This is a genomic window from Streptomyces sp. NPDC006476 (assembly GCF_040612015.1).
In the GTDB taxonomy this organism is placed as follows: Bacteria; Actinomycetota; Actinomycetes; order Streptomycetales; family Streptomycetaceae; genus Streptomyces; species Streptomyces griseorubiginosus_B.
Genome location: NZ_JBEXPK010000078.1, coordinates 1 through 24,483, shown reverse-complemented (window position 1 = coordinate 24,483; position 24,483 = coordinate 1). Strand labels below are relative to the sequence as shown.

At 72.0% G+C, this 24,483-nt stretch carries 26 protein-coding genes and 3 pseudogenes; 16 read left to right on the top strand and 13 right to left on the bottom strand.

Annotated features, from left to right (window positions below; translation table 11 throughout):
• Positions 1-3: 3 nt before the first annotated feature.
• Positions 4-921: a sugar ABC transporter permease gene (locus tag ABZZ74_RS44440; RefSeq protein WP_208777186.1), complete on the top strand. Its 918-nt coding sequence runs from the start codon at positions 4-6 to the stop codon at positions 919-921.
• Positions 918-1,844 (top strand): carbohydrate ABC transporter permease, encoded by a 927-nt coding sequence (locus ABZZ74_RS44435; protein WP_356949828.1) that lies wholly within the window; start codon positions 918-920, stop codon positions 1,842-1,844. Before ABZZ74_RS44440 ends, ABZZ74_RS44435 begins: the two co-directional genes overlap by 4 nt.
• A gap of 16 nt (positions 1,845-1,860) precedes the next feature.
• Here ABZZ74_RS44435 and ABZZ74_RS44430 read toward each other — a convergent pair whose 3' ends face one another.
• Positions 1,861-2,199, bottom strand: coding sequence for a hypothetical protein (locus tag ABZZ74_RS44430; RefSeq protein WP_356949827.1), 339 nt, complete (start codon positions 2,197-2,199; stop codon positions 1,861-1,863).
• Between the two features lie 79 nt (positions 2,200-2,278).
• Here ABZZ74_RS44430 and ABZZ74_RS44425 point away from each other — a divergent pair, with 79 nt between their 5' ends.
• Together ABZZ74_RS44425 and ABZZ74_RS44420 are read left to right on the top strand one after the other, a co-directional pair.
• Entirely contained in the window at positions 2,279-2,482 is a 204-nt protein-coding gene (locus ABZZ74_RS44425; protein ID WP_133050002.1) for a hypothetical protein, read from the top strand.
• 138 nt (positions 2,483-2,620) lie between these two features.
• A complete protein-coding gene (locus ABZZ74_RS44420) occupies positions 2,621-3,661 on the top strand; it encodes an NUDIX domain-containing protein (protein ID WP_356949826.1) in 1,041 nt (346 codons plus the stop codon).
• Between the two features lie 86 nt (positions 3,662-3,747).
• Here the strand turns inward: ABZZ74_RS44420 and ABZZ74_RS44415 are convergent, their stop codons facing one another.
• From ABZZ74_RS44415 to ABZZ74_RS44405, 3 genes are all read right to left on the bottom strand, one after another.
• Positions 3,748-4,803, bottom strand: a complete 1,056-nt coding sequence (locus tag ABZZ74_RS44415; RefSeq protein WP_356949825.1) for a protein kinase family protein — start codon at positions 4,801-4,803, stop codon at positions 3,748-3,750.
• A gap of 11 nt (positions 4,804-4,814) precedes the next feature.
• Entirely contained in the window at positions 4,815-5,510 is a 696-nt protein-coding gene (locus tag ABZZ74_RS44410; RefSeq protein WP_356949824.1) for an MBL fold metallo-hydrolase, read from the bottom strand.
• A 62-nt stretch (positions 5,511-5,572) separates the two neighbouring features.
• Entirely contained in the window at positions 5,573-6,928 is a 1,356-nt protein-coding gene (locus tag ABZZ74_RS44405; protein ID WP_356949823.1) for a dipeptidase, read from the bottom strand.
• Positions 6,929-7,059: 131 nt separating this feature from the next.
• Between ABZZ74_RS44405 and ABZZ74_RS44400 the strand changes: the two genes are divergently transcribed.
• Positions 7,060-8,325 carry a geranylgeranyl reductase family protein gene (locus tag ABZZ74_RS44400; protein WP_356949822.1) on the top strand — a complete coding sequence of 422 codons (1,266 nt, stop codon included), beginning with the start codon at positions 7,060-7,062 and terminating at the stop codon, positions 8,323-8,325.
• Between the two features lie 112 nt (positions 8,326-8,437).
• On the opposite strand, the gene ABZZ74_RS44395 is transcribed toward ABZZ74_RS44400, so the two are convergent.
• A complete protein-coding gene (locus tag ABZZ74_RS44395; protein ID WP_356949821.1) occupies positions 8,438-8,887 on the bottom strand; it encodes a nitroreductase family deazaflavin-dependent oxidoreductase in 450 nt (149 codons plus the stop codon).
• Between the two features lie 178 nt (positions 8,888-9,065).
• Between ABZZ74_RS44395 and ABZZ74_RS44390 the strand changes: the two genes are divergently transcribed.
• The 3 genes from ABZZ74_RS44390 (at position 9,066) to ABZZ74_RS44380 (ending at position 11,727) form a co-directional block, all read left to right on the top strand.
• Positions 9,066-9,746: a TetR/AcrR family transcriptional regulator gene (locus ABZZ74_RS44390; RefSeq protein WP_356949820.1), complete on the top strand. Its 681-nt coding sequence runs from the start codon at positions 9,066-9,068 to the stop codon at positions 9,744-9,746.
• A 92-nt stretch (positions 9,747-9,838) separates the two neighbouring features.
• Positions 9,839-11,065: a sensor histidine kinase gene (locus tag ABZZ74_RS44385; RefSeq protein ID WP_356949819.1), complete on the top strand. Its 1,227-nt coding sequence runs from the start codon at positions 9,839-9,841 to the stop codon at positions 11,063-11,065.
• Complete coding sequence (locus tag ABZZ74_RS44380) at positions 11,062-11,727, top strand: response regulator transcription factor (protein WP_356949818.1); 666 nt, start codon at positions 11,062-11,064, stop codon at positions 11,725-11,727. The genes ABZZ74_RS44385 and ABZZ74_RS44380 overlap by 4 nt, the downstream gene beginning before the upstream one ends.
• Here the strand turns inward: ABZZ74_RS44380 and ABZZ74_RS44375 are convergent.
• Together ABZZ74_RS44375 and ABZZ74_RS44370 are read right to left on the bottom strand one after the other, a co-directional pair.
• Positions 11,688-11,972, bottom strand: coding sequence for a DUF6332 family protein (locus ABZZ74_RS44375; protein ID WP_356949817.1), 285 nt, complete (start codon positions 11,970-11,972; stop codon positions 11,688-11,690). The two genes, ABZZ74_RS44380 and ABZZ74_RS44375, sit on opposite strands and share 40 nt — an antisense overlap.
• A gap of 84 nt (positions 11,973-12,056) precedes the next feature.
• Positions 12,057-13,538: an MFS transporter gene (locus tag ABZZ74_RS44370; protein WP_356949816.1), complete on the bottom strand. Its 1,482-nt coding sequence runs from the start codon at positions 13,536-13,538 to the stop codon at positions 12,057-12,059.
• Positions 13,539-13,623: 85 nt separating this feature from the next.
• Here ABZZ74_RS44370 and ABZZ74_RS44365 point away from each other — a divergent pair, with 85 nt between their 5' ends.
• Complete coding sequence (locus ABZZ74_RS44365) at positions 13,624-14,004, top strand: MarR family transcriptional regulator (RefSeq protein WP_356949815.1); 381 nt, start codon at positions 13,624-13,626, stop codon at positions 14,002-14,004.
• Here the strand turns inward: ABZZ74_RS44365 and ABZZ74_RS44360 are convergent.
• Positions 13,991-14,731, bottom strand: coding sequence for a maleylpyruvate isomerase family mycothiol-dependent enzyme (locus ABZZ74_RS44360; RefSeq protein ID WP_356949814.1), 741 nt, complete (start codon positions 14,729-14,731; stop codon positions 13,991-13,993). The two genes, ABZZ74_RS44365 and ABZZ74_RS44360, sit on opposite strands and share 14 nt — an antisense overlap.
• Before the next feature lie 144 nt (positions 14,732-14,875).
• On the opposite strand from ABZZ74_RS44360, the gene ABZZ74_RS44355 reads away from it, so the two are divergent.
• The 4 genes and pseudogenes from ABZZ74_RS44355 (at position 14,876) to ABZZ74_RS44340 (ending at position 17,131) form a co-directional block, all read left to right on the top strand.
• Positions 14,876-15,475, top strand: coding sequence for a molybdopterin-dependent oxidoreductase (locus ABZZ74_RS44355; RefSeq protein WP_356949813.1), 600 nt, complete (start codon positions 14,876-14,878; stop codon positions 15,473-15,475).
• Positions 15,445-16,188 carry a ferredoxin reductase gene (locus ABZZ74_RS44350; protein ID WP_356949812.1) on the top strand — a complete coding sequence of 248 codons (744 nt, stop codon included), beginning with the start codon at positions 15,445-15,447 and terminating at the stop codon, positions 16,186-16,188. Before ABZZ74_RS44355 ends, ABZZ74_RS44350 begins: the two co-directional genes overlap by 31 nt.
• Before the next feature lie 12 nt (positions 16,189-16,200).
• A complete protein-coding gene (locus tag ABZZ74_RS44345) occupies positions 16,201-16,473 on the top strand; it encodes a DUF6510 family protein (RefSeq protein ID WP_356949811.1) in 273 nt (90 codons plus the stop codon).
• Between the two features lie 213 nt (positions 16,474-16,686).
• Positions 16,687-17,131, top strand: a pseudogene (locus ABZZ74_RS44340) (DUF6098 family protein).
• A gap of 20 nt (positions 17,132-17,151) precedes the next feature.
• Here the strand turns inward: ABZZ74_RS44340 and ABZZ74_RS44335 are convergent.
• Positions 17,152-17,699 (bottom strand): annotated as a pseudogene (locus ABZZ74_RS44335) (YciI family protein).
• Between the two features lie 101 nt (positions 17,700-17,800).
• Here ABZZ74_RS44335 and ABZZ74_RS44330 point away from each other — a divergent pair.
• Positions 17,801-18,379 (top strand): GNAT family N-acetyltransferase, encoded by a 579-nt coding sequence (locus ABZZ74_RS44330; protein WP_356949810.1) that lies wholly within the window; start codon positions 17,801-17,803, stop codon positions 18,377-18,379.
• Here the strand turns inward: ABZZ74_RS44330 and ABZZ74_RS44325 are convergent.
• From ABZZ74_RS44325 to ABZZ74_RS44315, 3 genes and pseudogenes are all read right to left on the bottom strand, one after another.
• On the bottom strand, positions 18,370-19,899 hold the full coding sequence (locus ABZZ74_RS44325; RefSeq protein ID WP_356949809.1) for a methionine--tRNA ligase: 1,530 nt from the start codon (positions 19,897-19,899) through the stop codon (positions 18,370-18,372). The genes ABZZ74_RS44330 and ABZZ74_RS44325 overlap by 10 nt on opposite strands.
• 208 nt (positions 19,900-20,107) lie before the next feature.
• On the bottom strand, positions 20,108-21,277 hold the full coding sequence (locus ABZZ74_RS44320) for an MFS transporter (RefSeq protein WP_356949837.1): 1,170 nt from the start codon (positions 21,275-21,277) through the stop codon (positions 20,108-20,110).
• A 99-nt stretch (positions 21,278-21,376) separates the two neighbouring features.
• Positions 21,377-21,686 (bottom strand): annotated as a pseudogene (locus tag ABZZ74_RS44315) (hypothetical protein).
• A gap of 149 nt (positions 21,687-21,835) precedes the next feature.
• On the opposite strand from ABZZ74_RS44315, the gene ABZZ74_RS44310 reads away from it, so the two are divergent.
• Together ABZZ74_RS44310 and ABZZ74_RS44305 are read left to right on the top strand one after the other, a co-directional pair.
• Positions 21,836-23,374, top strand: a complete 1,539-nt coding sequence (locus ABZZ74_RS44310) for a CYTH and CHAD domain-containing protein (RefSeq protein WP_356949808.1) — start codon at positions 21,836-21,838, stop codon at positions 23,372-23,374.
• A 114-nt stretch (positions 23,375-23,488) separates the two neighbouring features.
• Positions 23,489-24,271: a VOC family protein gene (locus tag ABZZ74_RS44305; protein WP_356949807.1), complete on the top strand. Its 783-nt coding sequence runs from the start codon at positions 23,489-23,491 to the stop codon at positions 24,269-24,271.
• 84 nt (positions 24,272-24,355) lie between these two features.
• Here ABZZ74_RS44305 and ABZZ74_RS44300 read toward each other — a convergent pair.
• On the bottom strand, positions 24,356-24,483 hold a 128-nt coding region (locus ABZZ74_RS44300; RefSeq protein ID WP_356949836.1), incomplete at its 5' end, for an ABC transporter ATP-binding protein.

The following is a 24,483-nucleotide window of genomic DNA, read 5'->3' as shown; positions in this document are numbered from 1 at the left end:
TCCGTGGCGCTCACCTTCCCGCGACGCGCCGGACGACGGCGGCGCCTGCGGCGGTTCACCCGTCGCGACGCCGTCGTCCTCGGCGTGCTGCTCGGCATCCCGATCCTGCTCGACCTCGCCATCGTCTGGGGCCCGACCCTCGCCTCGATCGGCCTGTCCTTCACCGCCTGGGACGGCATCGGCGACATCCACTGGGTCGGCCTGGACAACTACCGGAACCTGGCCGACAACTACCCGCCCTTCTGGCCGGCCGTCCGCCACAACGTCATGTGGCTGCTCTTCCTCGGCCTGATCGCCACGCCCTTCGGCCTCTTCCTGGCCGTGCTGATCGACCGGGGCGTCCGCTTCAGCCGCTTCTACCAGTCCGTCATCTACCTGCCGGTCGTGCTCTCGCTCGCGATCGTCGGCTTCATCGCCCAGCTGATCCTCGGCACCGACCAGGGCGTGATCAACACCATCCTCAACAACCACGACGACCCGATCGACTGGCTGGGTGACTCGCACCTCAACCTCTGGATGATCATGATCGCGGCCGGCTGGCGGCACGTCGGCTATGTGATGATCCTCTACCTGGCCGGACTGAAGTCCGTCGATCCCGCGCTCAAGGAAGCGGCCGCCATCGACGGCGCCAACGAACGCCAGACCTTCTTCCGCGTGGTCTTCCCAACCCTGCGGCCGGTCAACGTCATCGTCGGTGTCATCACCGTGATCGAGGCGCTGAGGGCCTTCGACATCGTCTACGCCGTCAACAAGGGCCGCAACGGACTGGAACTGCTCTCCGTTCTCATCACCGACAACATCATCGGCGAGGCCAGCCGTATCGGCTTCGGCTCCGCGATCGCCGTCGTACTGCTCGTCGTGTCGCTGGGATTCATCGTGACGTTCCTCGTCCAGGAGCTGCGAGGTGCGCGCGAGCGATGACCGCAGACATCCGCACCACCGCACCCGTGCACCGCACGGCCCCCACCCCGGCCCGCCCCGTGAAGTCCCGCCGCCGACGCGGTCGTTGGGGCGTGCACATCTTCCTGTCGGCGGTCTCCCTCGCGTTCCTCGCGCCCCTGCTGCTCGCCGTCTACGCAAGTCTGCGCCCGTACGAGGACACGGCGCAGCACGGCTACCTCTCCTGGCCGAAGCACCTGTCCTTCGACTACTACCGCCGGGCCTACACCGAGTCCGGCATGGGCAAGTACTTCACCAACACGCTGATGATCGCCGTACCGGCCGTCATCGTGACGCTGTTCCTGGCGGCCTTCGTTGCCTTCGCCGTCTCCCGCCTCAAGCTCCGCGGCGGGATCGTGCTGCTGATGTTCTTCACGGCGGGCAACCTGCTGCCGCAGCAGGTGATCGTGACGCCCCTGTACGTGCTGTTCAACAAGATCCCGCTGCCCTGGTGGATGTCCGACTCGCTGACGATGTACGACTCCTACTGGGCCGTGATCATCGTCAACATCGGCTTCCAGATGGGTTTCTGCGTCTTCGTCCTCGCCAATTTCATGCGCACGCTGCCCCAGGAGATCCTGGAGGCGGCGATCGTCGACGGCGCGGGCGTGTGGACCCAGTTCTGGCGCATCACCCTGCCCCTGTGCCGCCCGGCCCTGGCGGCTCTGGCGACGCTGGAGTTCACCTGGATCTACAACGACTTCCTCTGGGCCCTGATCTTCATCTCCAACCCGGACAAACTGCCGATCACGTCGTCCCTGAACAACCTGCGCGGCCAGTTCTTCACCGACTACAACCTCCTGGCCGCGGGCTCGGTCCTGGTCGCTCTCCCGACCATCCTGGTCTTCCTGCTGCTCCAGCGGCACTTCATCGCGGGACTGACCCTGGGCTCGACCAAGGGGTGAGGCCGGCGGGCCGCGGTCAGCCGTCCGCGAACCTCCGGGCGAGGTCACGCAGACGGTCCGCGGCCCGCCGTACCTGCTCATCGGGAACGGTCGTCCCGGGCGAGCCCGCCAGACGTTCGAGCCGTTCGGCCTGCCGCAGATGCTCGACCGCCGCGTGCTCGCGGCAGGGCAGACACGTGACGCTCTCCGGCCGCCGAGAGGTCATGGCGTACGGCACCCGCTGCCCGCAGCCCGTGGTCACCGTGCTCGGCGCGTCCCCCACCAGGCCGAAGGTGGCCGCCAGCATGCCGCGCACGGCCGGGCCGTCGCGAAGCATCCTCGTGTCGACATGGATGTGCCCGTCCGTCCCGTCCATGCGTCCTCCCCGCCGCGCCTCCCCATCGGACATGCCCAGGATGCGTGACCCCGATCCGTCTCCGGCAGTTGATCCGGTCATGAAGAAGCGCAGCATGATGGCCATCGCCTCCCTCGCCACCGGGTTCGTCGTCGCGGCGATCAGCCCCTCGCACAGCGGCGACCACCAGGTCCTCGGTGACCACCAGACCCTGGGCGACCTGAGCCCCGAGGGGGTCGTCGACACGGTCACCCACACCGTCGGCGACGACAGTCTCGCCGACACCGACAAGGCCCTCGGCTGACACCGACGGCGGACCGTGGCGCCGGCGCCCCCGGACCGGGGCACCGGCGCCCCCTCATGTGCGCCCTCAACTGGGGCTGGTTTCCGTGGCAGGGTGAAGCGGGCAAGCCTCAGGGGGCCAACACAAGAGGGGGAGTCCGTGATCGTCTGGATCAACGGCGCGTTCGGTGCGGGAAAGACGACCACCGCACGGGAGCTGATCGAACTGATCCCGAACAGCACGCTCTTCGACCCCGAGGTCATCGGCGGGGGACTGACGCACCTGCTGCCGGCCAAGCACCTCGCCGAGGTCGGTGACTACCAGGACCTGCCGATCTGGCGGCGCATGGTGATCGACACGGCGGCCGCCCTGCTCGCCGAGCTCGGCGGGACCCTCGTGGTCCCCATGACCCTGCTGCGCCAGGAGTACCGCGACGAGATCTTCGGCGGCCTCGCCGCGCGCAGGATCGGCGTCCGGCATGTCCTCCTCGCCCCGGCCGAAACGATCCTGCGGGAGCGCATAGCCACCCGGGAGGTCCCGCCCGACCTCCCCGACGGCGAGATGCGCGTACGGCAGTGGTCGTACGACCACATCGAGCCGTACCGCGGCGCCCTCGACTCCTGGCTCACGGCGGACGCCTATCCCGTCGACAACGGCACGCTGACGCCGTACGAGACGGCGGTGCGGATCGCGGAGGCGGTCAGGTCGGGGGAGGCAGTGGAATGTGACATAGTACAGACCCCCGAACCCACCGCCGAGACCCTCGCGTCCGGTGTCCTTCTCTTCGACGAGCAGGACCGTTTCCTCCTTGTCGACCCCACCTACAAGCCCGGCTGGGAGTTCCCCGGTGGGGTCGTCGAACCCGGGGAGGCGCCCGCCCGCGCGGGTATGCGCGAGGTCGCCGAGGAGACCGGGATCCAACTCGTCGACGTGCCGCGGCTGCTGGTCGTCGACTGGGAGGCGCCCGTGCCGCCGGGATTCGGCGGGCTGCGGCTGCTGTTCGACGGCGGACGCCTCGACTCCGCGGAGGCGGCCCGGTTGCTGCTGCCGGGGCCGGAGTTGCGTGAGTGGCGGTTCGTCAGCGAGGCCGAGGCCGCCGACCTGTTGCCGCCGGTGCGCTACGAGCGGCTGCGCTGGGCGCTGCGGGCCCGGGAACGCGGGGCGGCGCTGTATCTGGAGGCGGGCGTCCCGATGGGCTGAAGCCCGACCCGGGACCACCGTGGGCGAAAACCCGTCTCTGACTCGGTTGAGGACATCGTCGGTGGCGGGAACCCGGTCGCCTGACACTACGCGGAGAACGTGGAGCTGTTGTAGGCGAGGTGGAGTTCCTCGTACGGGTAGGGGGTGAGCCTGCTCTCGGTCCGCAGCCGGCCGAGGAAGCCGTTGAAGACGGCGGTGAGCGTCGCGTCCCGCTCGATGATCGCGGCGGCCGCCGCGGGGACGCCGTCGGCGTGCGCCCCGACCGCGCAGGCCCGTACGAAGGCCTCCCGCTCCTGCCGGTCGTAGCCGTACAGGGCGGTGACGAGCCAGTTCACCAGGTGCGCCCGGGAGTAGACGAGGTCGTAGTCGCGGTGCCGGTCGAAGAAGGCGCGCTCCTGCCGGGCGAGCCGGAAGCGGGGGCCGAAGGCGAGGCCGTGGTCGGAGAGGTAGAACTGGTCGCCGTCGGTGAGGATGTTCTGGAAGTGGACGTCGAAGTGCAGGAGTTCACGGTCCCGGAGGAAGGCGGTCACCCCACGCAGCCACTCGTCCACCCGGGCGCAGCTGCGATCCGCCTCCCCGGTCCGCACCTGTGCGTCGAACCAGTCGTGGAGGGTGTGCGGGACGTACTCCAGGAACAGGGTGAGGCTCGAGGCCGCCGTGCGCAGGGCGTCGAGGCGCTCGCGCACCTGGGGTGAGCCGCCCCAGTACGCGACCGTCCCTTCCACGTCGGCCAGTTCCTCGGGAAGCGGCTGCACGGCGTCCGGCAGCACCCGCCAGTGATGCATCAGCGGGAACCCCGGGAAGCGGTCGGCCAGCACCCAGTTCGTCGTCATGGCGTGCGCGGCCAGCTCGCGCCAGGCGCCGAAGCCCGGGCTGCGGCCGGTGCCGTAGTGGCAGCCCGGCGGCAGATGGAAGAGGTTCCCGGTGGAGCGGGCGTTCTCGGGCCGCAACTCGACGTCGGTGACCGGCACCCGCTTCACGAACACCCGCCGGCCCGCCACCTCGACCAGCGTCGAGCGTCCGCCGATCCCGACACCGAGGGGCGTCCCCGACTCGACCAGGTCCGCCAGTTCGCGGTCGCCGAGCAGGGACAGGGCGGTGGCGATCTCGGCGTGAGCGGTACGGCGTTCGGCGACGGACATGCCCTCCATGGTCAGGGTGACAGCGGGTACCTGTCCGCCGATCGGCGAAGTGCGGTGGCCGCGTGGCCGATCACCGGATCGCCGTGCCCGAAGCAGGCCGTGTCGGAGTCGAGCTCCGCGAGACGGTGGAAGGACCTGACGGCGCGGGCCCGGTCGAGGTTGAAGACGCCGAGCATCACGGTGCCCTCGGTCGGGGCGGCGGCCACCGCGTCCCCGGTGAACAGCACACGGTGGCGCGGAAGATGGAGCGCGATGCTGCCGTCGGTGTGACCGGGCACGTGGACGACGTGCGCGCCGCCGCCGAAGTCGAGGACGTCACCGTCGGACAGTTCACCCACCTTCGCCGGGCGCGGCCAGGGAACGCGGGGGAGCCGCCGGGCCGCCCGCGCATGCACCGGGCGCTCCCAGTCCTCCAACACCGGGGGTGCGTCCGGGAGTTCGCCCCGTACGACCGGCGCGTCCAGCTGGTGGGCGAGCACCTCCGCACCGCACCGTGCGGCCAACTCGCCCGCTCCGCCGGCGTGATCCTCGTGGAAGTGGGTCAGCACGATGCGCCGTAGTCCGCCGAGGACCTTCGCGACGGCCGCCGCCGAGCCCGGCGGACCCGCGTCGATCATCGTCAACTCCTCGCCGTCGCGCCACAGATACGCCTGGCCGACGGGGAAGCGGAGGAGATGGAGGCGGGGGAGAAGCTCGACGACGTCCATGAGGCCGACCGTAGAAGGGTCCCCGCCCGGCGGCGAGGGCCCTCGGCTGACGGCAGAGCGGCTCAGCTCGCCGCGTAATTGCGCAGGAACAGCGCCTCGGCGACCGACAGACGCTCCAGCTCCTCCGGCGACACGCTCTCGTTGACGGCGTGGATCTGGGCCTCCGGCTCGCTCAGGCCGATCAGCAGGATCTCCGCGTCGGGGTAGAGGGAGGCGAGGGTGTTGCACAGCGGGATGGAGCCGCCCTGACCGGCGTACTGCATCCGCGCGCCGGGGTAGGCGACCGCCATGGCCTCTGCCATCGCCGCGTACGCCGGGCTGGTCGTGTCGGCGCTGAAGGGCTGGCCCTGGCCGACCTGCTCCACGCTCACCCGGGCGCCCCACGGGGTGTGGGCCTCGATGTGGGCCTGCAGCAGCTTGGTCGCCTCGGCCGCGTCCACGCCCGGCGGGACGCGCAGGCTGACCAGCGCGCGGGCGCCGGCCTGCACGGACGGGGTGGCGCCGACGACGGGCGGGCAGTCGATGCCGAGGACGGTGACGGCGGGGCGCGCCCAGATGCGGTCGGCGACGGTGCCCGAACCGATCAGCTCGACACCGTCCAGCACCTTGGCGTCCCGGCGGAACTGCTCCTCGTCGTACTGCAGCCCCTCCCACCGGTTCTCGGCGGTCAGCCCCTCCACGGTCGTCGAGCCGTCCTCCGCGCGCAGTGAGTCGAGAACGCGGATCAGCGCGGCCAGCGCGTCAGGGGCGGCGCCGCCGAACTGGCCGGAGTGCAGATTGCCCTCCAGGGTGTCCACCTGGACGCGGACCATGGTCATGCCGCGCAGCGTGGAGGTGACCGTCGGCAGCCCGGCGCGGAAGTTGCCCGCGTCGCCGATGACGATGGTGTCGGCGGCGAGCAGCTCCGGATGCTCCTCGGCGTACCGCTCGAGACCGCCCGTGCCCATCTCCTCCGAGCCCTCGGCGATCACCTTGACGTGCACCGGGACGCCGCCGTTGGCCTTCAGGGCGCGCAGCGCGAGCAGGTGCATGATCACGCCGCCCTTGCAGTCGGCGGCCCCGCGCCCGTACCAGCGGCCGTCCCGCTCGGTCAGTTCGAACGGCGGGGTCGTCCAGGCCGTCTCGTCCAGCGGCGGCTGCACGTCGTAGTGGGCGTAGAGCAGGACGGTCCTGGCGCCCTCGGGGCCGGGCAGGTAGCCGTAGACGGACTGCGTGCCGTCGGGGGTGTCGAACACCGCCACGTCCTGGAATCCCTCGGTGCGCAGGGCGCCGGCGACCCAGTTCGCGGCGCCCTCGCTCTCGCTGCGGGGGAACTGGTCGAAGTCCGCCACCGACTTGAAGGCCACCAGCTCCGCGAGCTCGCTCTTGGCCCGCGGCATCAGCGAGGCGACGGTCTCGGCGACCGATTTCGACGACATGGGCACGCTCCTCGTGGGTGCGACGTTGTACGTGTGGATATGGGGATCCTCCCACAGTGGCCTGCGGCGACGTCCGCCGTAGGATGCGGGGGACAGGTGCGGCCTAGCCTTGATCGGAGCAGCGGACCATCGTGAGCGGCGACAACTCTTCGGCGGACGACGTGCAGCGGGTGTGGGACGTCGTCGTGGTGGGCGCGGGACCCGCGGGGGCTTCGGCCGCCTACGCGGCGGCGGTCGCGGGGCGGCGCGTGCTGCTGCTGGAGAAGGCCGAGCTGCCCCGCTACAAGACCTGTGGCGGCGGCATCATCGGCCCCTCGCGCGACGCGCTGCCGCCCGGTTTCGAGCTGCCGTTCCGGGACCGGGTGCACGCGGTCACCTTCTCCAACAACGGCCGCTTCACCCGTACCCGCCGCTCCAAGCAGATGCTGTTCGGGCTGATCAACCGCCCGGAGTTCGACCAGCAGCTGGTGGAGCACGCCCAGAAGGCGGGCGCCGAGCTGCGTACGGGCGTCACCGTGCAGCGGGTCGAGCAGCACGGCTCGGCGGTGCCGGACCGGCGCACGGTCGCGGTGGTCCTGCAGGGCGGGGAGACGCTGCTCGCGCGGGCCGTCGTCGGCGCGGACGGCAGCGCCAGCCGGATAGGGGCGCACGTCGGGGTCAAGCTGGACCAGGTCGACCTCGGTCTGGAGGCCGAGATCCCGGTGCCGGAGACCGTCGCCGAGGACTGGCGCGGGCGGGTGCTGATCGACTGGGGGCCGATTCCCGGCAGTTACGGCTGGGTGTTCCCCAAGGGCGACACGCTGACGGTCGGAGTCATCTCCGCGCGGGGCGAGGGCGCCGCCACCAAGCGGTACTTGGAGGAGTTCGTCGGCCGGCTCGGGCTCGCCGGTTTCGAGCCCAGCATCTCCTCCGGGCATCTGACCCGGTGCCGGGCCGACGACTCCCCGCTGTCGCGGGGGCGGGTGCTGGTGTGCGGGGACGCGGCGGGGCTGCTGGAGCCGTGGACCCGCGAGGGCATCTCGTTCGCGCTGCGCTCGGGCCGGCTCGCCGGCGAGTGGGCGGTGCGGATCGCCGAGGCGCACGACGCGGTGGACGCCCGGCGCCAGGCGCTGAACTACGCGTTCGCGATCAAGGCGGGGCTCGGCGTCGAGATGAGCGTCGGCAAGCGCATGTTGATCGCCTTCGAACGCCGGCCGGGCCTCTTCCACGCGGCGCTGACCGGTTTCCGGCCCGCGTGGAACGCGTTCAGGGAGATCACGCAGGGAGCGACGTCCCTGGGCGAGCTCGTCCGCACCCATCCCTTCGCCCAGCGGGCCCTGACCGCCCTGGACCGCCGCCCGGTGACCGCCGAGCCGGCGGAGACCACGGAGGCGGAGACCACCGAGATCAGCTCCTGACGGCGATGCGGAAGACGGGCTGGTCGGGGGCGACCGCGAGGATCTCCTCGCCGGTGGACCGGACGGTGAAGCCCTTGAGGTACCGGTCCACCTCCCAGCCCACGGGGTGTGGTCACTTGGCGGTCTCGATGCGGAAGACCGGGTGGTCGGGGGCGATGCGGCGCAGGTCGGTGTCGGGGGAGTCGGGGCCGACGCCGTTGAAGAAGACGCCGACCTCGGCCTTCCAGCGCTTGAGGTAGGCCCGCAGCAGCGGGACCTTGTCGTCGTCGGCGACCTCGGTGGCGGTGAAGACATCCACGTGCTTGCCCACGCGCAGCTCGCCGCCGCCGGCCGCGCGCATGTTGTGCGTCCACTGGACGTGACCGCGCGGGGCGAGCAGGTACTGCTGTCCGTCCACGACCAGCAGGTTGACGGGGGTGGTCCGCCACTCGCCGCTCTTGCGGCCGCGGACCGCGAGGACCCGGGAGCCCCAGATGCTGATGCCGCGGCGGGTCATCCAGGCGACGGCGCGGTTGAAGACGTTGACGGTGAACCAGCCGGGCTTCTGGACGTGCGTGGACATTGGGGACCCCCATCGTGGAGTAGAGCCGGGGAGAGCGCTGCTCGTTTTTGTGAGCACTGCTCTCGCTTAATGAAGAGTCTGCACCCGACCGGTGCTCCAATGCAAGAGCAGTGCTCTCTTTTTTGTGCACCGCTCACATCTGTGTGCACTGCTCTCGTTCCATGGGACACTGGCCCCCATGAGCACCGCACACAGCGCCCGCGCCCGAGCCAGGATCGAAGTCACCGCCGCCATCAAGGACGAGGCGCGCAGACAGCTGGCCGCGGAAGGTGCCGCCAAGCTCTCGCTGCGCGCCGTGGCCCGTGAGCTCGGCATGGTCTCCTCCGCCCTCTACCGCTACTTCCCCAGCCGCGACGACCTGCTGACCGCGCTCATCATCGACGCCTACGACTCGCTCGGCGAGGCCGCCGAAGCGGTCCGCGACACCGCCTCCAAGCCGGTCGAACGCTGGATCGCCGTCTGTGAGGCGGTACGTGCCTGGTCCCTCGCGCACCCCCACGAGTACGCCTTGATCTACGGCTCCCCGGTCCCCGGCTACATCGCCCCCGACACCACCGTCCAGCCCGCCGCCCGCGTCGGTCTCGTCCTCATCGGCATCGTCCGCGACGCCATCAGGGGACCGGGCGTGCACTTCCCCCCGCTCTCCGCCGAACTGCGCCCCGAGGCCGAGCGCCTCGCCGCCGACATCGCCCCCGACCTCCCGCCGGAGGTGTCGGCGGCCCTGGTCGCAGCCTGGGCACAGCTGTTCGGCCTGGTCGGCTTCGAACTGTTCGGCCAGTTCAACCGGGTCGTCGAGGACCGGGAGTCCTTCTTCCGGCATGCGGCGGGGCAGCTCGCACGGGGGGTGGGGCTGCGGTGAGCGCGGCCGGCGGGCGTACTTCCCGGGGAGTAGCCGTGATCACCCCGCCCGGCTGACGCTCGTGCGCCCCGCGGGCGTCTAGCGTGGCGGGCATGGAGGAGCAGCGGGTGCGCGGGGCCGGGCCGCCGTGGCGGTGGCGGCACGGGCCGCCGTGGCCGGGGCGCGGCGGGGAGGAGCGTGCGTCGCGGTGGCCGTGGCGGTCCACCGTGGTGGTCACCTTCTTCGTCCTCGTCGGCTCCCAGTTCGCCGCTCACCAGCAGCACGGCACGCGCGCCTCGCTCGATGTCTTCGCGCGCGTGCTGCTGCTCGTCGCGTCGGGCCTGCTGCTGTGGCGGGGGCGCCACCCGGTGCTGGTCGTCTTCGGTACGGCGGCGGCAGCGATGGTGTATCTCGGCGCCGGATATCCGTACGGGCCGGTCTTCCTCGCCGTGGTCGTGGCGTGCTTCCGCGCCGTCGTCGCCGGGCACCGGCGGGCCGCCTGGGCGGCGCTGGCCATGCTGTGGGCCGGGCACATGCTGGTGGCGCACTGGCTGTACCGGTGGCTGCCGCCCTCCGGCGACTCGGCGGCCTCCTGGGCGAGCGAGGGGGTGATCGCCGCATGGGTGGTGGCGATCGTCGCGCTGGCCGAGCTCACCCGCACCCGGCGCGAGCAGTGGGCCCGCGAGCGTGCCGAGCGGGCCCAGGCGGCCCGGCGCCGGGCCGACGAGGAGCGGCTGCGGATCGCCCGCGAGCTGCACGACGTCCTCGCCCACAGCATCTCGGTGATCAACGTCCAGGCCGGCGTGGGCCTCGCCCTCCTCGACACCGACCCCGAGCAGGCCCGCACCGCCCTCACCACCATCAAGGCCGCCAGCAAGGAGGCCCTCGGCGAGGTCCGCCAGGTCCTCGACACCCTCCGCACCCCCGGAGACGCCCCACGCGCCCCCGCTCCCGGCCTGGACCGGCTCCCCGAACTGGTGCAGCAGGCGGCGAGCGCGGGACTGACGGTCGACGTCGAAGGGGCCCCGCCCCGCCTCGCGCCCGGCACGGATCTCGCCGCCTTCCGCATCGTCCAGGAGGCGCTCACCAATGTCGTACGGCACTCCGGTTCGCGGCACGCGCGCGTGCGCCTCGAGCACGACCCCCGGACGCTGCGGCTGCGCATCGACGACGACGGGCCGGCGACCGGCGCGGAAGCGGGCGGCAGCGGCAACGGGATGGCCGGGATGCGGGAGCGGGCCGCAGCGCTCGGTGGCACGATCGAGGCGGGCCCGCGTCCCGACGGGGGCTTCCGGGTGCTCGCCGAACTGCCCCTGCAGACCAAGGAGAACGACCGGTGATCCGCGTACTGCTCGCCGACGACCAGTCACTGGTACGGGCCGGCTTCAAGGCGCTGCTGGACGCGCAACCGGACATCGAGGTGGCCGGCGAGGCCGCCGACGGCGCGGAGGCGGTGCGGGAGGTCCGCGAACTGCGCCCGGACGTCGTCCTGATGGACATCCGCATGCCCGCGCTGGACGGGCTGGCCGCCACTCGTGAGATCAACGCGGACCCGGCGCTGCGGGACGTGAAGGTGGTCATGCTGACCACCTTCGAACTCGACGAGTACGTCTTCGAGGCGATCCGCTCGGGTGCCTCCGGCTTCCTGGTCAAGGACACCGAACCGGACGAACTCCTGCGCGCCGTCAGGGCGGTGGTCGAGGGCGACGCACTGCTGTCCCCCGGGGTCACCCGCCGGCTGATCGCCGAGTTCGCCGCCCGTTCCAAGGAGCCCGCGGCCGCCGACGCCCTTGCCGGGCTCACCGAGCGGGAGAGGGAGGTGATGGCCCTCGTCGGCATCGGCCTGTCCAACGAGGAGATCGCCCGCCGCCTGGTCGTCAGCCCTCTGACCGCGAAGACCCACGTCAGCCGCACGATGGTCAAGCTGGGCGCCCGCGACCGGGCCCAACTGGTCGTGCTGGCCTACGAGTCGGGGTTGGTGCGGCCGGGCTGGCTGGGCTGACCCCCACGCCGGAACCGCACCAGGACACTCACGACCCGGACGACGAAGACGATCGGCGCGAGCGTCAGGCCCACCCGCAGCAGCACCGCCGACAGCAGCGGGGGCAGACCGAAGAGCAACGCCGGACCGGCGACCGCCCCGAAGATCACCGCTGCCGCGAACACCGCGCTCACCAGCGCGTACCCGACCTCCACGGTCATCGCGTCCTGCTCGGCCTTGTTGCGCCGTCCCCCGTGACCGTCCATCCGTCCAGTACACAGCCGTGCGCCCGGCGGGGCAACCAACTCCCGCCGGACGCAACAGGGAGACGCGACATCCCCCTGGTCCCCCTAGTCGCGTGCGGGCACGCGCTCCGCCTCCACGGAGGTGGACCTGGCGACCACGACCGACTGCTGTCCACGGCGCGTGCGCAGGCCGGTGAGGGTGATGAGCAGGCCGGCCACGGCGACCGCGGTGACGACCGCGAAACCGGGACGGTAGCTGTCCAACACCGCCTGTGCGGTGGCGTGTTCGGGGGCGCCCGCGGTCACCACGGCCGTCACCACGGCCAGGAAGATCGCGCCGCCCACCTGTACCGAGGTGTTGAGCAGCCCGGAGACCATGCCCTGCTCGTGGTCCTCGACCCCGTTGGTGGCCTGGATGTTGAGGGAGGGGAAGACCAGCGCGCAGGCCGCGCCGATCAGCAGCATCGACGGCAGGACGACGGCCGCGTACACCGGGTCGAGGTTGATGCGCAGGAAGAGGGCGTACCCGACGACCATCAGCGCGAACCCCGCCGCGATCAGCCGCTGGGTGCCGAACCGGTCGACGACGGAGCCGACCTTCGTCGAGGACACGGCGACCAGCGCGCCCGCGGGCAGGAAGGCCAGCGCGGTGTGCAGGGCCGACCAGCCCAGCAGGGACTGCATGTACAGCGTGGTCAGGAACTGGAAACCGACGTACGAGCCGAAGAAGGCAACCGCGCCCAGCTGGGCGCGGATCTGACTGCCGGAGCGCAGCACGCCCAGGCGGATCAGCGGGCCGGGTGAGCGCCGCTCGACCAGGACGAACACGGTGAGCAGCACGGCGACCGCGAGGAAGGACAGCAGCGTGCGGGTCGAGGCCCAGCCGGCCTGCGGTGCCTGGACGACGGTGAACACCAGCAGCAGCATCGACGCGGTGCCGATGACCGCGCCGGGGATGTCGTAGCCGTTGTGGTCCTTCTCCCGTTCGCTGCGGGGCAGCAGCTTCAGGCCCGCCAGCAGCGCGATCAGGGCGATGGGCGCAGGCAGCAGCATGGTCAGACGCCAACTGGCCTCGGTGAGCAGGCCGGAGAGGACCAGGCCCATGGAGAAGCCGGTGGCGGCGCAGGTGGTGTAGATGGACAGGGCGCGGTTGCGCAGCGGGCCCTCGGCGAAGGTCGTGGTGATGATCGACAGGCCGGCGGGCGCGGTGAAGGCGGCGCTCAGGCCCTTGATGAAGCGGCTGGCGATCAGCAGCGGACCCGAGTCCACGAGGCCGCCGAGCAGTGAGGCGAGGGCGAAGACACCGAGGGCGACCAGGAAGACCTGACGCCGGCCGAGCAGGTCGGCGGTGCGTCCGCCGAGGAGCAGCAGTCCGCCGTAGCCGAGGATGTAGCCGCTGACGATCCACTGCAGGGTCGAGGTGGACAGGTGGAGGTCGGAGCCGATGGACGGCAGGGCGACGCCGACCATCGAGACGTCCAGCGCGTCCAGGAACATCGCGGCGCAGAGCACCAGCAGGGTGCCCCACAGCCGGGGGGTCCAGCGGACCGTCGAGGCGTCCGCGGAGGTGGTGAGCGGAGAGGTCATGCCGGAGAGACTACATGCGCATGCATGGAATGCAAATGCATTTAATGCCGGTGCAATGAATTCGGTTCTCTGCTACGGTGCGCGGATGGCGGCGAAGAACCCCGAGCAGGCGCTCGTGGACCAGTGGCGGGACATCCTGGCGCTCCATGCGCGCACCCAGTGCGAACTCGACCGCGCACTGCACCAGCACGGCCTGTGCGCCAGCGACTTCGAGGTGCTGGACGTGCTGTCGGGCGAATCCTGCGCCTACCGCGTCCAGGAGATCGCCGAGCGGGTCCACCTCAGCCAGAGCGCCCTGTCCCGGCTCATCGCCCGGCTGGAGAAGGACCGCCTCGTCGAGCGCGCGATGTGCCCCGAGGACCGGCGGGGCGTCCGGGTCGCGCTCACGGAGAAGGGACGCGCGCTGCACGGCACGGTACTGCCGGTGCAGCGCGCGGTGCTGACGCGGATGCTCAGCTCCAGGTGACGGCCGACTTCTCCCGCCACAGCGCGGCGACGGAGTCGTCCCCGCTCACCTCCGGGAACGCCTGCCGGTTCCACAGTGCCGCGTACAACCGCGGGGCGGGCCCGGCCACTTCGCAATCGGCGGCGCCTTCCGCGCCCCGCACGGTCACCGGCGGCTCCTGAGACAGTCGTACGGTCCACACCGCGCCGTCCGCGTCCGTCGCCCGCACCCGCAGCACCCGGGGCGCGTCGCTGCGGACCTTGCTCCTGGTGCGGGCGTGGAAGCCGCACAGCAGCTCGTCGATGCCGTCCGCCGCGAAGCCGGCGGAGATCCCGGACGGCGTACCGCCCCGCGCGGACTCGGCGTCGAGCCGGTGCACGGTCGTCTCGTGCGCCTGCCGCCGGGCCCAGAACGCCAGCGGCGACGGCGCGGGCAGGAAGTGCCAGCACTCCACTCCGGGCGGGGCGGAGGCGAGGGTGTCGACGAGGTACCGGTGCCCCTCCCGGAACCAGGCCAGCAACGCGTCGCCGTCGAGGTCGGGCAGCCCGCCGTCGGGGTGGTACGAGGTGTGTCGCTCGGCCACGAAGGCGGCAGCCCACCGGTGCACCATCCCGGTGTGCCGCACCAGGTCCCGCACCTGCCAGTCCGGACAGGTCGGCACCTTGGCGTCGGTCCCGGCCGCCTCGGCGGCCGCCGCCAGCAGCAGCCCCTCCCGGTCGAGGATCTCCACGAACTCGGCTGTCTCCATGGGGTGAGTGTGCCGGACGGCGCGACGACGGGACCACCGGGCGGGTCGGCCGGTTGTGCGAACCGCATGCGGGGGGCCGAGCCACGGCCGATGATGGGGGGACCCGGCCGTCACGCCCGCCGAGCCCAGGAGAGCGATGCCGTCATGAGTTCCTTCTCGCCCGGCTTCCGCGGACGCGCCCGTTCGCTGGCGGACCGGCTGCCGCCCGGGCAGTACCCGACCGAGCAGTTCCCGGTGCTGTCCGCCGGCCCCACCCCGCGGGTGTCCACCGACACCTGGACCTTCACCATCACCACGGAGACCGGGGACACCCACTCCTGGACCTGGGCGGAGATGATGGCCCTCCCGCAGCAGGAGACGGTGACGGACATCCACTGCGTGACCCGCTGGTCCAAGTTCGACACCCCGTGGCGGGGCGTGCCGCTGGACGCGTTCTTCGAGGACGTGGAGACGGCCGCGGACTTCGTCACCGTCGACAGCCACGGCGGCTACACCACCAACCTCCCCCTGGAGGACCTCCTCGACGGCCAGGCCTGGATCGCCCACTCCTACGACGGCTACCCCCTCTCCCCGGAGCACGGCGGCCCGGCCCGGCTGCTCGTGCCGCACCTGTACTTCTGGAAGTCCGCCAAGTGGGTCCGCGGCCTGCGGCTCACCCACGAGGACGAGCCCGGCTTCTGGGAGTCCGTCGGCTACCACAACTACGGCGACCCATGGCGCGAGCAGCGCAACTGGGGGGACTGACCATGCGCATCGCCTGGCGCCGGGCCCGGCTCGAGGGGCGTCACCCGCAGACCGCCACCGCCCGCTCCCTGCTGTTCACCGTGACGGGCTGGCCCGGCCACCTGCCCGGCCAGCACGTCGACGTGCGGCTGACGGCCGACGACGGGTATCAGGCCGTACGCAGCTACTCGCTCGCCGCGCCCGCCGACGGCGACCGCATCGAGCTGGGCGTGCAGGCCGTGCCCGGCGGCGAGGTCTCGCCCTACCTCGCCGACGAGCTGCCGGTGGGCGCCGAGGTCGAGGTGCGCGGCCCGCTCGGCAACTGGTTCGTCTGGCGGTCGGAGCAGACCGCACCGGTGCTGCTGGTCGCGGGCGGCTCCGGGGTCGTACCGCTGATGGCGATGATCCGGGCCCACCGGGCGGCGCGGTCGGTCGCCCCCTTCCATCTGCTGTACTCCGTACGCACGCCCGCCGAGATCTGGTACGGCGACGAGCTGACCGACCGCGGCCCCAGCCTCGACGTGCACCTGCTGTTCACCCGCCAAAGCCCGCCCGGCGACTCCCGCGCCGTGGGCCGCCTCGCCCAGGCCGACCTGGAGAAGCAGGCCGCCCGTCTCGAGGCGACCAGTCCCGTCTTCGTCTGCGGTCCCACCGCCTTCGTCGAGACGGCCGCCGACCTGCTCACCGGCCTGGGTCTCGATCCCGCCACCATCCGCACCGAACGCTTCGGCTGACCGGAGGCCCCCATGGCAGACGACACCGCCCATCTCGACGGCAACTGTCTCGCCGGACCGCTCTCGGAGATCCTCTCCGTGGAGGCGACCACGGCCTGGTGGCGCTGCCCCGAGTGCGCCCGCTCCGGCCCGCTCGCCGGACTGCACGTCTACGGCCCCGACCCGGGCCTCACCGCCCGCTGCCCCGGCTGCGCCCACATCGCCCTGCGCCTGGTGCGCGACGGCGACCACATCTGGCTGAGCCTGGGCGGCGGAACGGGCGCCTTCCGCTTCCGCACCGCCTGACGCGCCCCGGGGCAGCGGATCACCGTGCGTTCGGCGCCGTGAGCACCGGGTACTCGGGGCCTCCGCGGATGATCGGGAGGTGCCGCCGTGGACGCTACGGGCGACCGGATCGCGGACCCATGGGGTGAACGGACACCCTACGAGCCGGGCACCGCGTGGGCCACTCGCCGCAGCTGCTCACCACCGTGGGCGTAGGCAAGGAGTGAGCGCTTCATGCCCCGCGAACTCCCCGTGCTGCGCACCCTCGGCGAGGTCGCCGACCTGGTGCGGGGCACCCCGTGTCTCTTCGTGCGCTGGTCCCACGGCCCCGACGCCGACCGGGAGTTGTCCGAGAGCCGCGACGCCCTCACCGGCATCCGCATGTCGGGCCTGTCGGCCAACCCGCTCGACGTCGAGCCCTGGTGGGAGGACCGGCCCGTCGAGCTGTGGGTGGCGCGCAGGCTCTACGACTACTCGCATCTGCCCCGCGACAAGGGCGAGGGCGTGCGGCCCTGGATCCTGCGGGGCCGCGTCCAGGGGCGCGGCCCCGACAACGAGCCGCTGGTCGGCGAGGTGGACCCCGTCGGCTGGATCGACGACCAGGTCATCGAGGACGCGGTGTCCGCGGTGGTGGAGCAGGCTGGTCCGTTGGGGGCCCATGCGGCGGGCGGAGACCTGAACCGAGGGCGGCAACCGTCGTTACGACCGCCCGCCGAACTGCCAGTCGTGGACCTCGACGTCGGCGTACCCGGCCGGGGACAGGACGGCCCGGGCCGCGTCCCGGTCCGGGGCGCGCAGCAGCACCGCCGTACCCAGCCATGTGGCGCCGTCGTCGGACAACAGGGGTCCGTAGGCGATGAGTTCGTCCCGCTCGGCGGGCGGATCGAGGTCGACGGTCGGCCCGGAACCGAGGCCGAGCACCAGGTACCGGTCGCCGCCGGTCCGGCCGCCGGGGAACTCCCACATCGTCCGCCCCAGCACATTGCGCCACCGGCGCAGCAGCACGTCCCGGTACACGCCGGCCTGGTAGTTGGGCTCGTCGAAGGCGAACGCGCGGGCGGCGGCAGGGTCCGGCAGATCGAGGAGGTGCACACTCCCGGACGGCGCGTCGCCCTCACTCGGGAAGGTCGGCCCGCGAGCGATCATCTCCTTCGCGTACCCGTCCATGTACGACCATGCGCTTGAAGCAACTCCTCGCGCAGCGCCGCCGATCCGGCCCGGTCACGGTGATAACAGAAGAACTCCATGCTCCGGGACTCTCGCCGACACGAGGGCACATCTCAACCGGCTTTTCCCGGGAAGGCGTCTCGCGGGGGAAGAGCAGCGGCTGACGTGGCACGGTGGTGTCATGACCATCGAAGTGCGTCCGGCCTCGGACTTCGCGGACGTGCGTGCCGTGATCGGCCCCAAGTCGGCCACGGCCACTGTCTGCTGGTGTCTGAGCCATCGGCTCCCGTCCAAGCTGAACAAGGAGCTGCGGGGGCCGGCCCGCGGGGAGTACGTCGCCGGTCTGTGCCGATCGGTGCCGCCTCCCGGCGTGCTCGCCTACGACGGCGACGAACCGGCCGGCTGGGCGGCCGTGGCTCCGCGCGCCGACACCACCTACGCGCGCAGCCGCCAGATCCCGCACATGGACGACCTGCCGGTCTGGTCGCTGTGGTGCATCCGGGTACGCCCGGGCCACCGCGGCAAGGGGGTCTCGCACGCCCTCATCGCCGGCGCCGTGGACTTCGCCCGCGACCACGGCGCCCCCGTCATCGAGGCGTACCCCCTCGACAACGGCGACGCCAAGGTCGACACGACGATGGCGTACGCCGGCATCAGGAGCACCTTCGAACGCGCCGGCTTCGTCCACGCCGCCGACACCACCTCGGTACTGGCCGGCCATCCCCGTGTCCTCATGCGGCTCGACCTGCGTCAGGGGTGATCCACGGTCTCCCGCAGGCGGGGGAAGAGGGGGTGCGCGGGTGGCAGGGTTTCGCCGGCCGCGGTCAGCTGGGCGGTGATCCGTGCCGCGGATTCGGGGATGAAGGGGTGCAACTCCTCGGCCAGGGTGCGGCATGCCGTGATCAGCGCGGCGAGGACCGCGTCGAGGCGTTCGCCCGCCGCGGTGTTGCCCTGCCGTTCCGCTCTGGCCAGCTCCCAGGGGCGGGTGGCGTCGACGCAGCGGTTGGCCTCTTCCACGATGGTCCACACGGCCTCGGTGGCACGGCGGAAGTCGAAGTCGGCCAGCGCGGCGTCGATCCGGCCGGGGACCTGTCCGCAGACGTCCAGCAGGGACCGCACGGCATACCGGTCGGCGCCCAGGGAGGGCACCGCTCCGCCGCGGTAGCGGTGGACCATGGTGACGACGCGGTGGACGAGGTTGCCGAGGCCGCCGGCGAAGTCCGCGTCGGCGCGGGCCACGAGCCGGTCGGGGGTGAAGTCGGCGTCTCCGACACGGGGGACCTCGCGCAGCAGCCACCAGCGCACCGCGTCGGTGCCGTACGCCGCGGCCAGTGCGGCCGGGTCGGCGGTGGGGCCGCCCGACTTGCTGATCTTGCGGCCGTCGACGGTGAGGTAGTCGTGGACCAGGACGTCGGTGGGCAGCGGCAGTCCGGCCGACAGCAGGATGGCCGGCCAGTACACGGCGTGGAAGCGGACCACGCCCTTGCCGACGAGGTGGGTGCGGTGGTCGCTCCCCGCCCACCAGCGGGTGCAGGCGGGATCGTCGGTTCCGTAGCCGAGGCTGGTGACGTAGTTGCCGAGTGCGTCCCACCACACATAGACCACCTGGCCCGGAGCGTCGGGCACGGGGATGCCCCAGCCGTGGGCGCGGGTGCCGGCGCGGGAGACGGAGAAGTCGCGCAGTCCGCCGGCGATCAGGGCGAGGACCTCGTTGCGGCGGGCGGCGGGTTCGACGCGCAGGTGTCCGCCGGCGATCAGGTCGTGGAGGCGGTCGGTGTAGCGGGACAGGCGGAAGAACCAGTTCTCCTCCGCGATGCGCTCGGGTTCGGTGCCGTGCTCGGGACAGCGTCCCGCGGAGAGTTCGTCAGGGGTGTAGAACTGCTCGCAGCCGACGCAGTACAGGCCCTCGTACGCCTTGCGGTACAGGTCGCCCGCCGCGGCGCAGCGGCGCCACAGCCGCTCCACGCCGACGCGGTGGCGGGGGTCGCTGCTGGTGCGGATGAAGTCGTCGAAGGACAGCGCCAGCGGGCCGCGCAGGGCGGCGAACGCGTCGGCGTTGCGGTCGACCAGCGTCCGCACGTCCACGCCGGCCGCCTCGGCGGCCAGGACGTTCTTCAGGGAGTTGTCGTCGGTGCCGCTGAGCAGCCGCACCTCGTCGCCTCGGTGGCGGTGGTGCCGGGCGAGCGCGTCCGCCTGCACCAGTTCCAGGGCGAAGCCGAGGTGCGGGCGTGCGTTGACGTAGGGGATGGTCGTGGTGATGTAGTGCCGTCGTGTGGTCATCGGTCCTCCTACCGGTGGCGGGGGCCGGGTCCGCACAACGCGTCGAGGCCCCGTCCCGGGGCCTCGGATTCGGTACGCGTCCGTGCTCAGCAGCCCCGTCGGCGGGGCATCATCCGGTGCTGAGGCGAAGGCGTGATCATGGCGTCGACCGTAGCAATGACGTCATTCGGCGCGCACCGGGTTTTCCGGCGGCGGGCAGGGGGGCCGATCAGCGCTCGGCCGCGCGTCGGGTCACGCCTCCGATGGCCGCCGCCGTGGCGGCCAGCACGGCCACGCTGGTGAGTGCGGCGGGGAGGGAGAACCAGTCCGCCATGAAGCCGATGGCGGGCGGCCCCAGGAGCATGCCCCCGTAGCCGAGGGTGGAGGCGATCGCGACCCCCTCGGGGCCGGCGAGCGTACCGGCGCGTTCCACGGCGACCGGGAAGAGGTTGGCGAGACCGAGGCCGGTGATCACGAAGCCGACGAGTGCGAGCCAGAGGGCGGGGGCGAGCGCGCCCAGCAGCATGCCGACCGCCGCGGTCGCCCCGCCCGCGACCAGGGTGCGGGTGCGGCCCAGGCGTTCGAGCAGCCGGGTGCCGGTCAGCCGCCCGATGGTCATGGCCAGCGCGAAGCAGGAGTAACCGACGGCCGCGACGCCTGCCGCAGCGTCGAGGTCCTGCTCCAGGTGCAGGGCGCTCCAGTCGGCCAGCGCCCCCTCCCCGTAGGCGGTGCACAGGGCGATCAGGCCGAAGGTGATCACGAGGGGACGGGCGGTGGTCCCCTGGCCGCTGGGGATGGATGTGTCCCGGGGTGCGGGCTCCGGCGGTACCGGGGGAGGGATGCGCAGAAGGGCGCGGCCGGCGAGGAGAGTGACCAGCAGCCCGATCGCGGTGAGGCAGAGGAGATGCTCCGTGGGCGACAGCGTTCCCGCGACCAGCGCGCCCAGTCCCGCGCCGGCCATGCCGCCGAGGCTGAAGGCGGCATGGAAGCTGGGCATGATCGGGCGCCGCAGGGTCCGCACCAGATCGACCGCGGCGCTGTTGAACGCGACATTGATCCCGCCGTACGCGCTGCCGAAGACCAGCAGCACCGCGCCCAGTGCGAGGGCCGAGTGCGTGAGCGGCGGCAGCGCGACGCTGAGCGAGAGCAGGACACCGCAGACGACGGTCACCGGATGGCTGCCGAAGCGCCGGCAGAGCCGCCCGGTCAGCATCATGGTCACCACGGCCCCGGCGGAGACCCCGAGCAGGGCGAGCCCCAGGGCACTGGCCGAGGCGCCGGTCTGCTCCTTGATGGCGGGGATGCGGACGACCCAGCCGGCGAAGACGAAGCCGTCGAGGGCGAAGAAGACGGTGAGGACGGCACGGAGGCGGGTGAGGTCGGTTCGGACGCCCGGCACGACGTTGTGCTGTCGGGCTTTGTTTATTTCCGGCACAAAGTCAGGCTAGATGAGGTCCCCGAAAGGGACAAGGTCGGCACCCTGCGCGTTCGGCGCGCGCTACTGCCCACGTTCAAGTGCCGTCATGGTGCCGTAGGTCGCCAGGCCGTACATCAGGTGCGGCACCGCGTCCGATGCCCAGTCCCGCGGTGACCAACGGGCCGGATCACTCACACCCAGCCGCGCCATCGGCAGATCGGTCGCCCCCATGGTGCAACAGACGGCGATCCCGGACAGTGCCCCCAGCCCGGAGAGCCGGTTGGCGCGGACGTCACCGGACCCGGGGACCGGATGCCCCAGGTAGGTCCTGGCTGAGCTTGTCAACGGTCTGGGCCGGAGCCTGGCTCGACGGCCTGCCCCGCAACGCCATGTCGGCGTACGTCACCGCGTTCAACACCGTGGTCCCTGCGGCCCCCGCCGCACCACCGCAGCGGCGACGGCCCGCCCGATCAGTGCCATCGGTCCGGCCATCTGGCCGCATCCGGGTTTGAGTCGGGCGGACGTGTGTACGCGATTCATATGACCAAGTCAAAGCGTGAGACAGAGCGAAAGTACGAAGCTCCGTCGGCCGATGACTCCTCGTGGCTTCCGAAGCTGACCGGCGTGGCCGACGTCGCGTCGGTCGTGGAGCAGGGCACCGACGAGCTGGACGCCGTCTACTACGACACCGAGGACCTGCGCCTGGCGGGCGCCGCGGCAACGCTACGGCGCAGGACGGGCGGGGCCGACGCCGGCTGGCATCTCAAGCTGCCGCTGTCCGGGGACAGCCGGGAGGAGGTGCAGGCCCCGTTGTCCCCCACGATTCCCGACTCCCTGCGCGACCTGGCCCTCTCCCGCACCCGGGGCGCCGAACTGGTCCCGGTCGTGCGCATCCGGTCCACCCGCAGCACCCGGCACCTCCTCGACGAGGACGGCACGCTGCTGGCCGAACTGACCGTCGACGGCGTCCGCGCGGATTCCATGGGCACCACGACGACCCGGGCCGCCTGGGCCGAGATGGAGATCGAACTCGCCGAGGACACCGATCCCGCGCTGCTGGACGTCCTGGACAAGACACTGCACAAGAAGGGGATCGAGCGCGCGGGCCATCCCTCGAAGCTGGCCAGGGCGCTGGAGGAGACCGGAGTGGGCGCGCCGCGCCTGCCGGACGGCCGGGCCCAGAGCGTGGTCGAGGGCTCGGCGGGCGAGGAGGTCCTCAGGTACGTCGACGCGCAGGTGCGCACGCTGGTCGCCCTCGACCCCGCGGTGCGGCGCGACCGGCCGGACTCCGTGCACCAGATGCGCGTCGCCTGCCGACGGCTGCGCAGCACCCTGCGCTCCTACCGGGCGGTGCTCGACCGTGACGTCACCGATCCCGTCCGCGAGGAACTCAAGTGGCTCGGCGGCGAACTGGGGGCCGAGCGCGACCAGGAGGTTCTCGCCGAGCGGCTCTCCGCACACCTCTCGCACACACCCGAGGAACTGGTCCTCGGCCCCGTCGCCGCCCGGCTGAAGGCATGGAACGTCGCCTCCGCCGCCGAGGCCCACCAGCGCAGCCTCGACGCCCTGAACTCGCCGCGTTACCTGGCCCTCCTCGACTCCCTCGCCCTCCTCACGGAGCAGCCTCCGCTGCGTCGCAAGGCGGCCCGCAAGCCGAAGAAGGTGCTGGCCAAGGCGATCCTCAAGGAGTACGACAGGCTCTCGGACCGGGTGGCCCACGCGGTGGAGCTGCCGCCGGGCGCGGAACGCGACACCGCCCTGCACCAGGCCCGCAAGGCCGCCAAGAAGACCCGCTACGCCACCGAACCGGCGCGGGCCACGCTCGGCAAGCCCGCCAAGCGGCTCGGCAAGCGCGTGAAGGCCGTGCAGAAGGTGCTCGGCGACCACCAGGACAGCGTGGTGGCGAGGGACAACCTGCGCAGCCTGGCCCTCGCGGCGTACTCGGCGGGCGAGGGCGGTTTCACCTGGGGTCTGTTGTACGGGCAGGAACAGGGTCTGGCCGCGGAGCGCGAACGGGAGCTGCCGTCGGTGTGGGCCGAGGCGGCGAAGCGCCGTTTGCGCAAGGACCTCGGCGGCTGAGGCCCCCGCTCGGGTGAAAGCCCTCGCGGGATCCGGGTCGGCTCCGTGGCAGTCCGCCGCGCGGGCGGCATGGTGGCGGCGACTCGACACCGGACGCCGTAGGAAAGGGAACCCATGCTCGGCATCGACTTCCGCACCGGATCGCCCAACTGGCTCGACCTAGGCAGCCCCGACCCGGACGCCACCGCCGCTTTCTACGCGGCCGTCTTCGGCTGGCGGTTCGTCTCCGCCGGGCCCGAGGCGGGCGGGTACGGGTTCTTCCAGAAGGACGGGCGGACCGTCGGCGCCCAGGGGCCGCTGGCCGAGGAGGGCGCCGAGCCCGCCTGGACGACGTACTTCCAGAGCGACGACATCCAGGCCACCACCCGTGACGTGGTCGCCGGCGGCGGCAGCGTGCGCGCCGAGCCGATGGACGTCATGGGCGAGGGATGGCTGGCCCAGTACACCGACCCGCAGGGCGCGCGGTTCGCGGTGTGGCAGCCGGGGCGGACCAAGGGCCTGGAGACGGCCTCCGAGGACGACACGCTGGTGTGGGTGGAACTGCACGTCGGCGACCCCGAGGCGGCGATCCTGTTCTACAACGGGCTCTTCGGCTGGCGTTCGCAGGAGATGGAGGCGCCCGGCATGACCTACCGGGTGCTCAGCATCGCCGACGGGGACCAGCAGGAGGGCTCGTTCGGCGGAGTGGCCCCGCTGCAGGGCGACGGGGAGGACGCCCGCTGGGTGCCGTACTTCGCCGTGGCCGACGCCGACGCCGTCGTCGCCAAGGTGGGGGAGAGCGGCGGTTCGGTGGTCATGCCGGCCGCGAACATCCCGGACGTCGGCCGTATCGCCTGGCTGGCCGACCCGAGCGGCGCGGTCTTCGCCGTACTGAAGCCGAATCCGCGCCAGGGCTGAAGGCCGCCCGACGGCGCGGGCGGGAAGGATTCCAGGGCGGCCCACGTCGTGAGGACGTGGGCCGCCCTGGTTACGAGGGGGCGGTCAGGAGGCGGTCTCACCGCCCGCCGCGACGGATGCGGTGAGGTCCGCCGCTTCGGGGAGTTCCTCGACGTCGACGCCGCGGACCTGGCTGAGTTCGTGTTTGAGGGCGGCGAGTTCGGCGCCGCCGG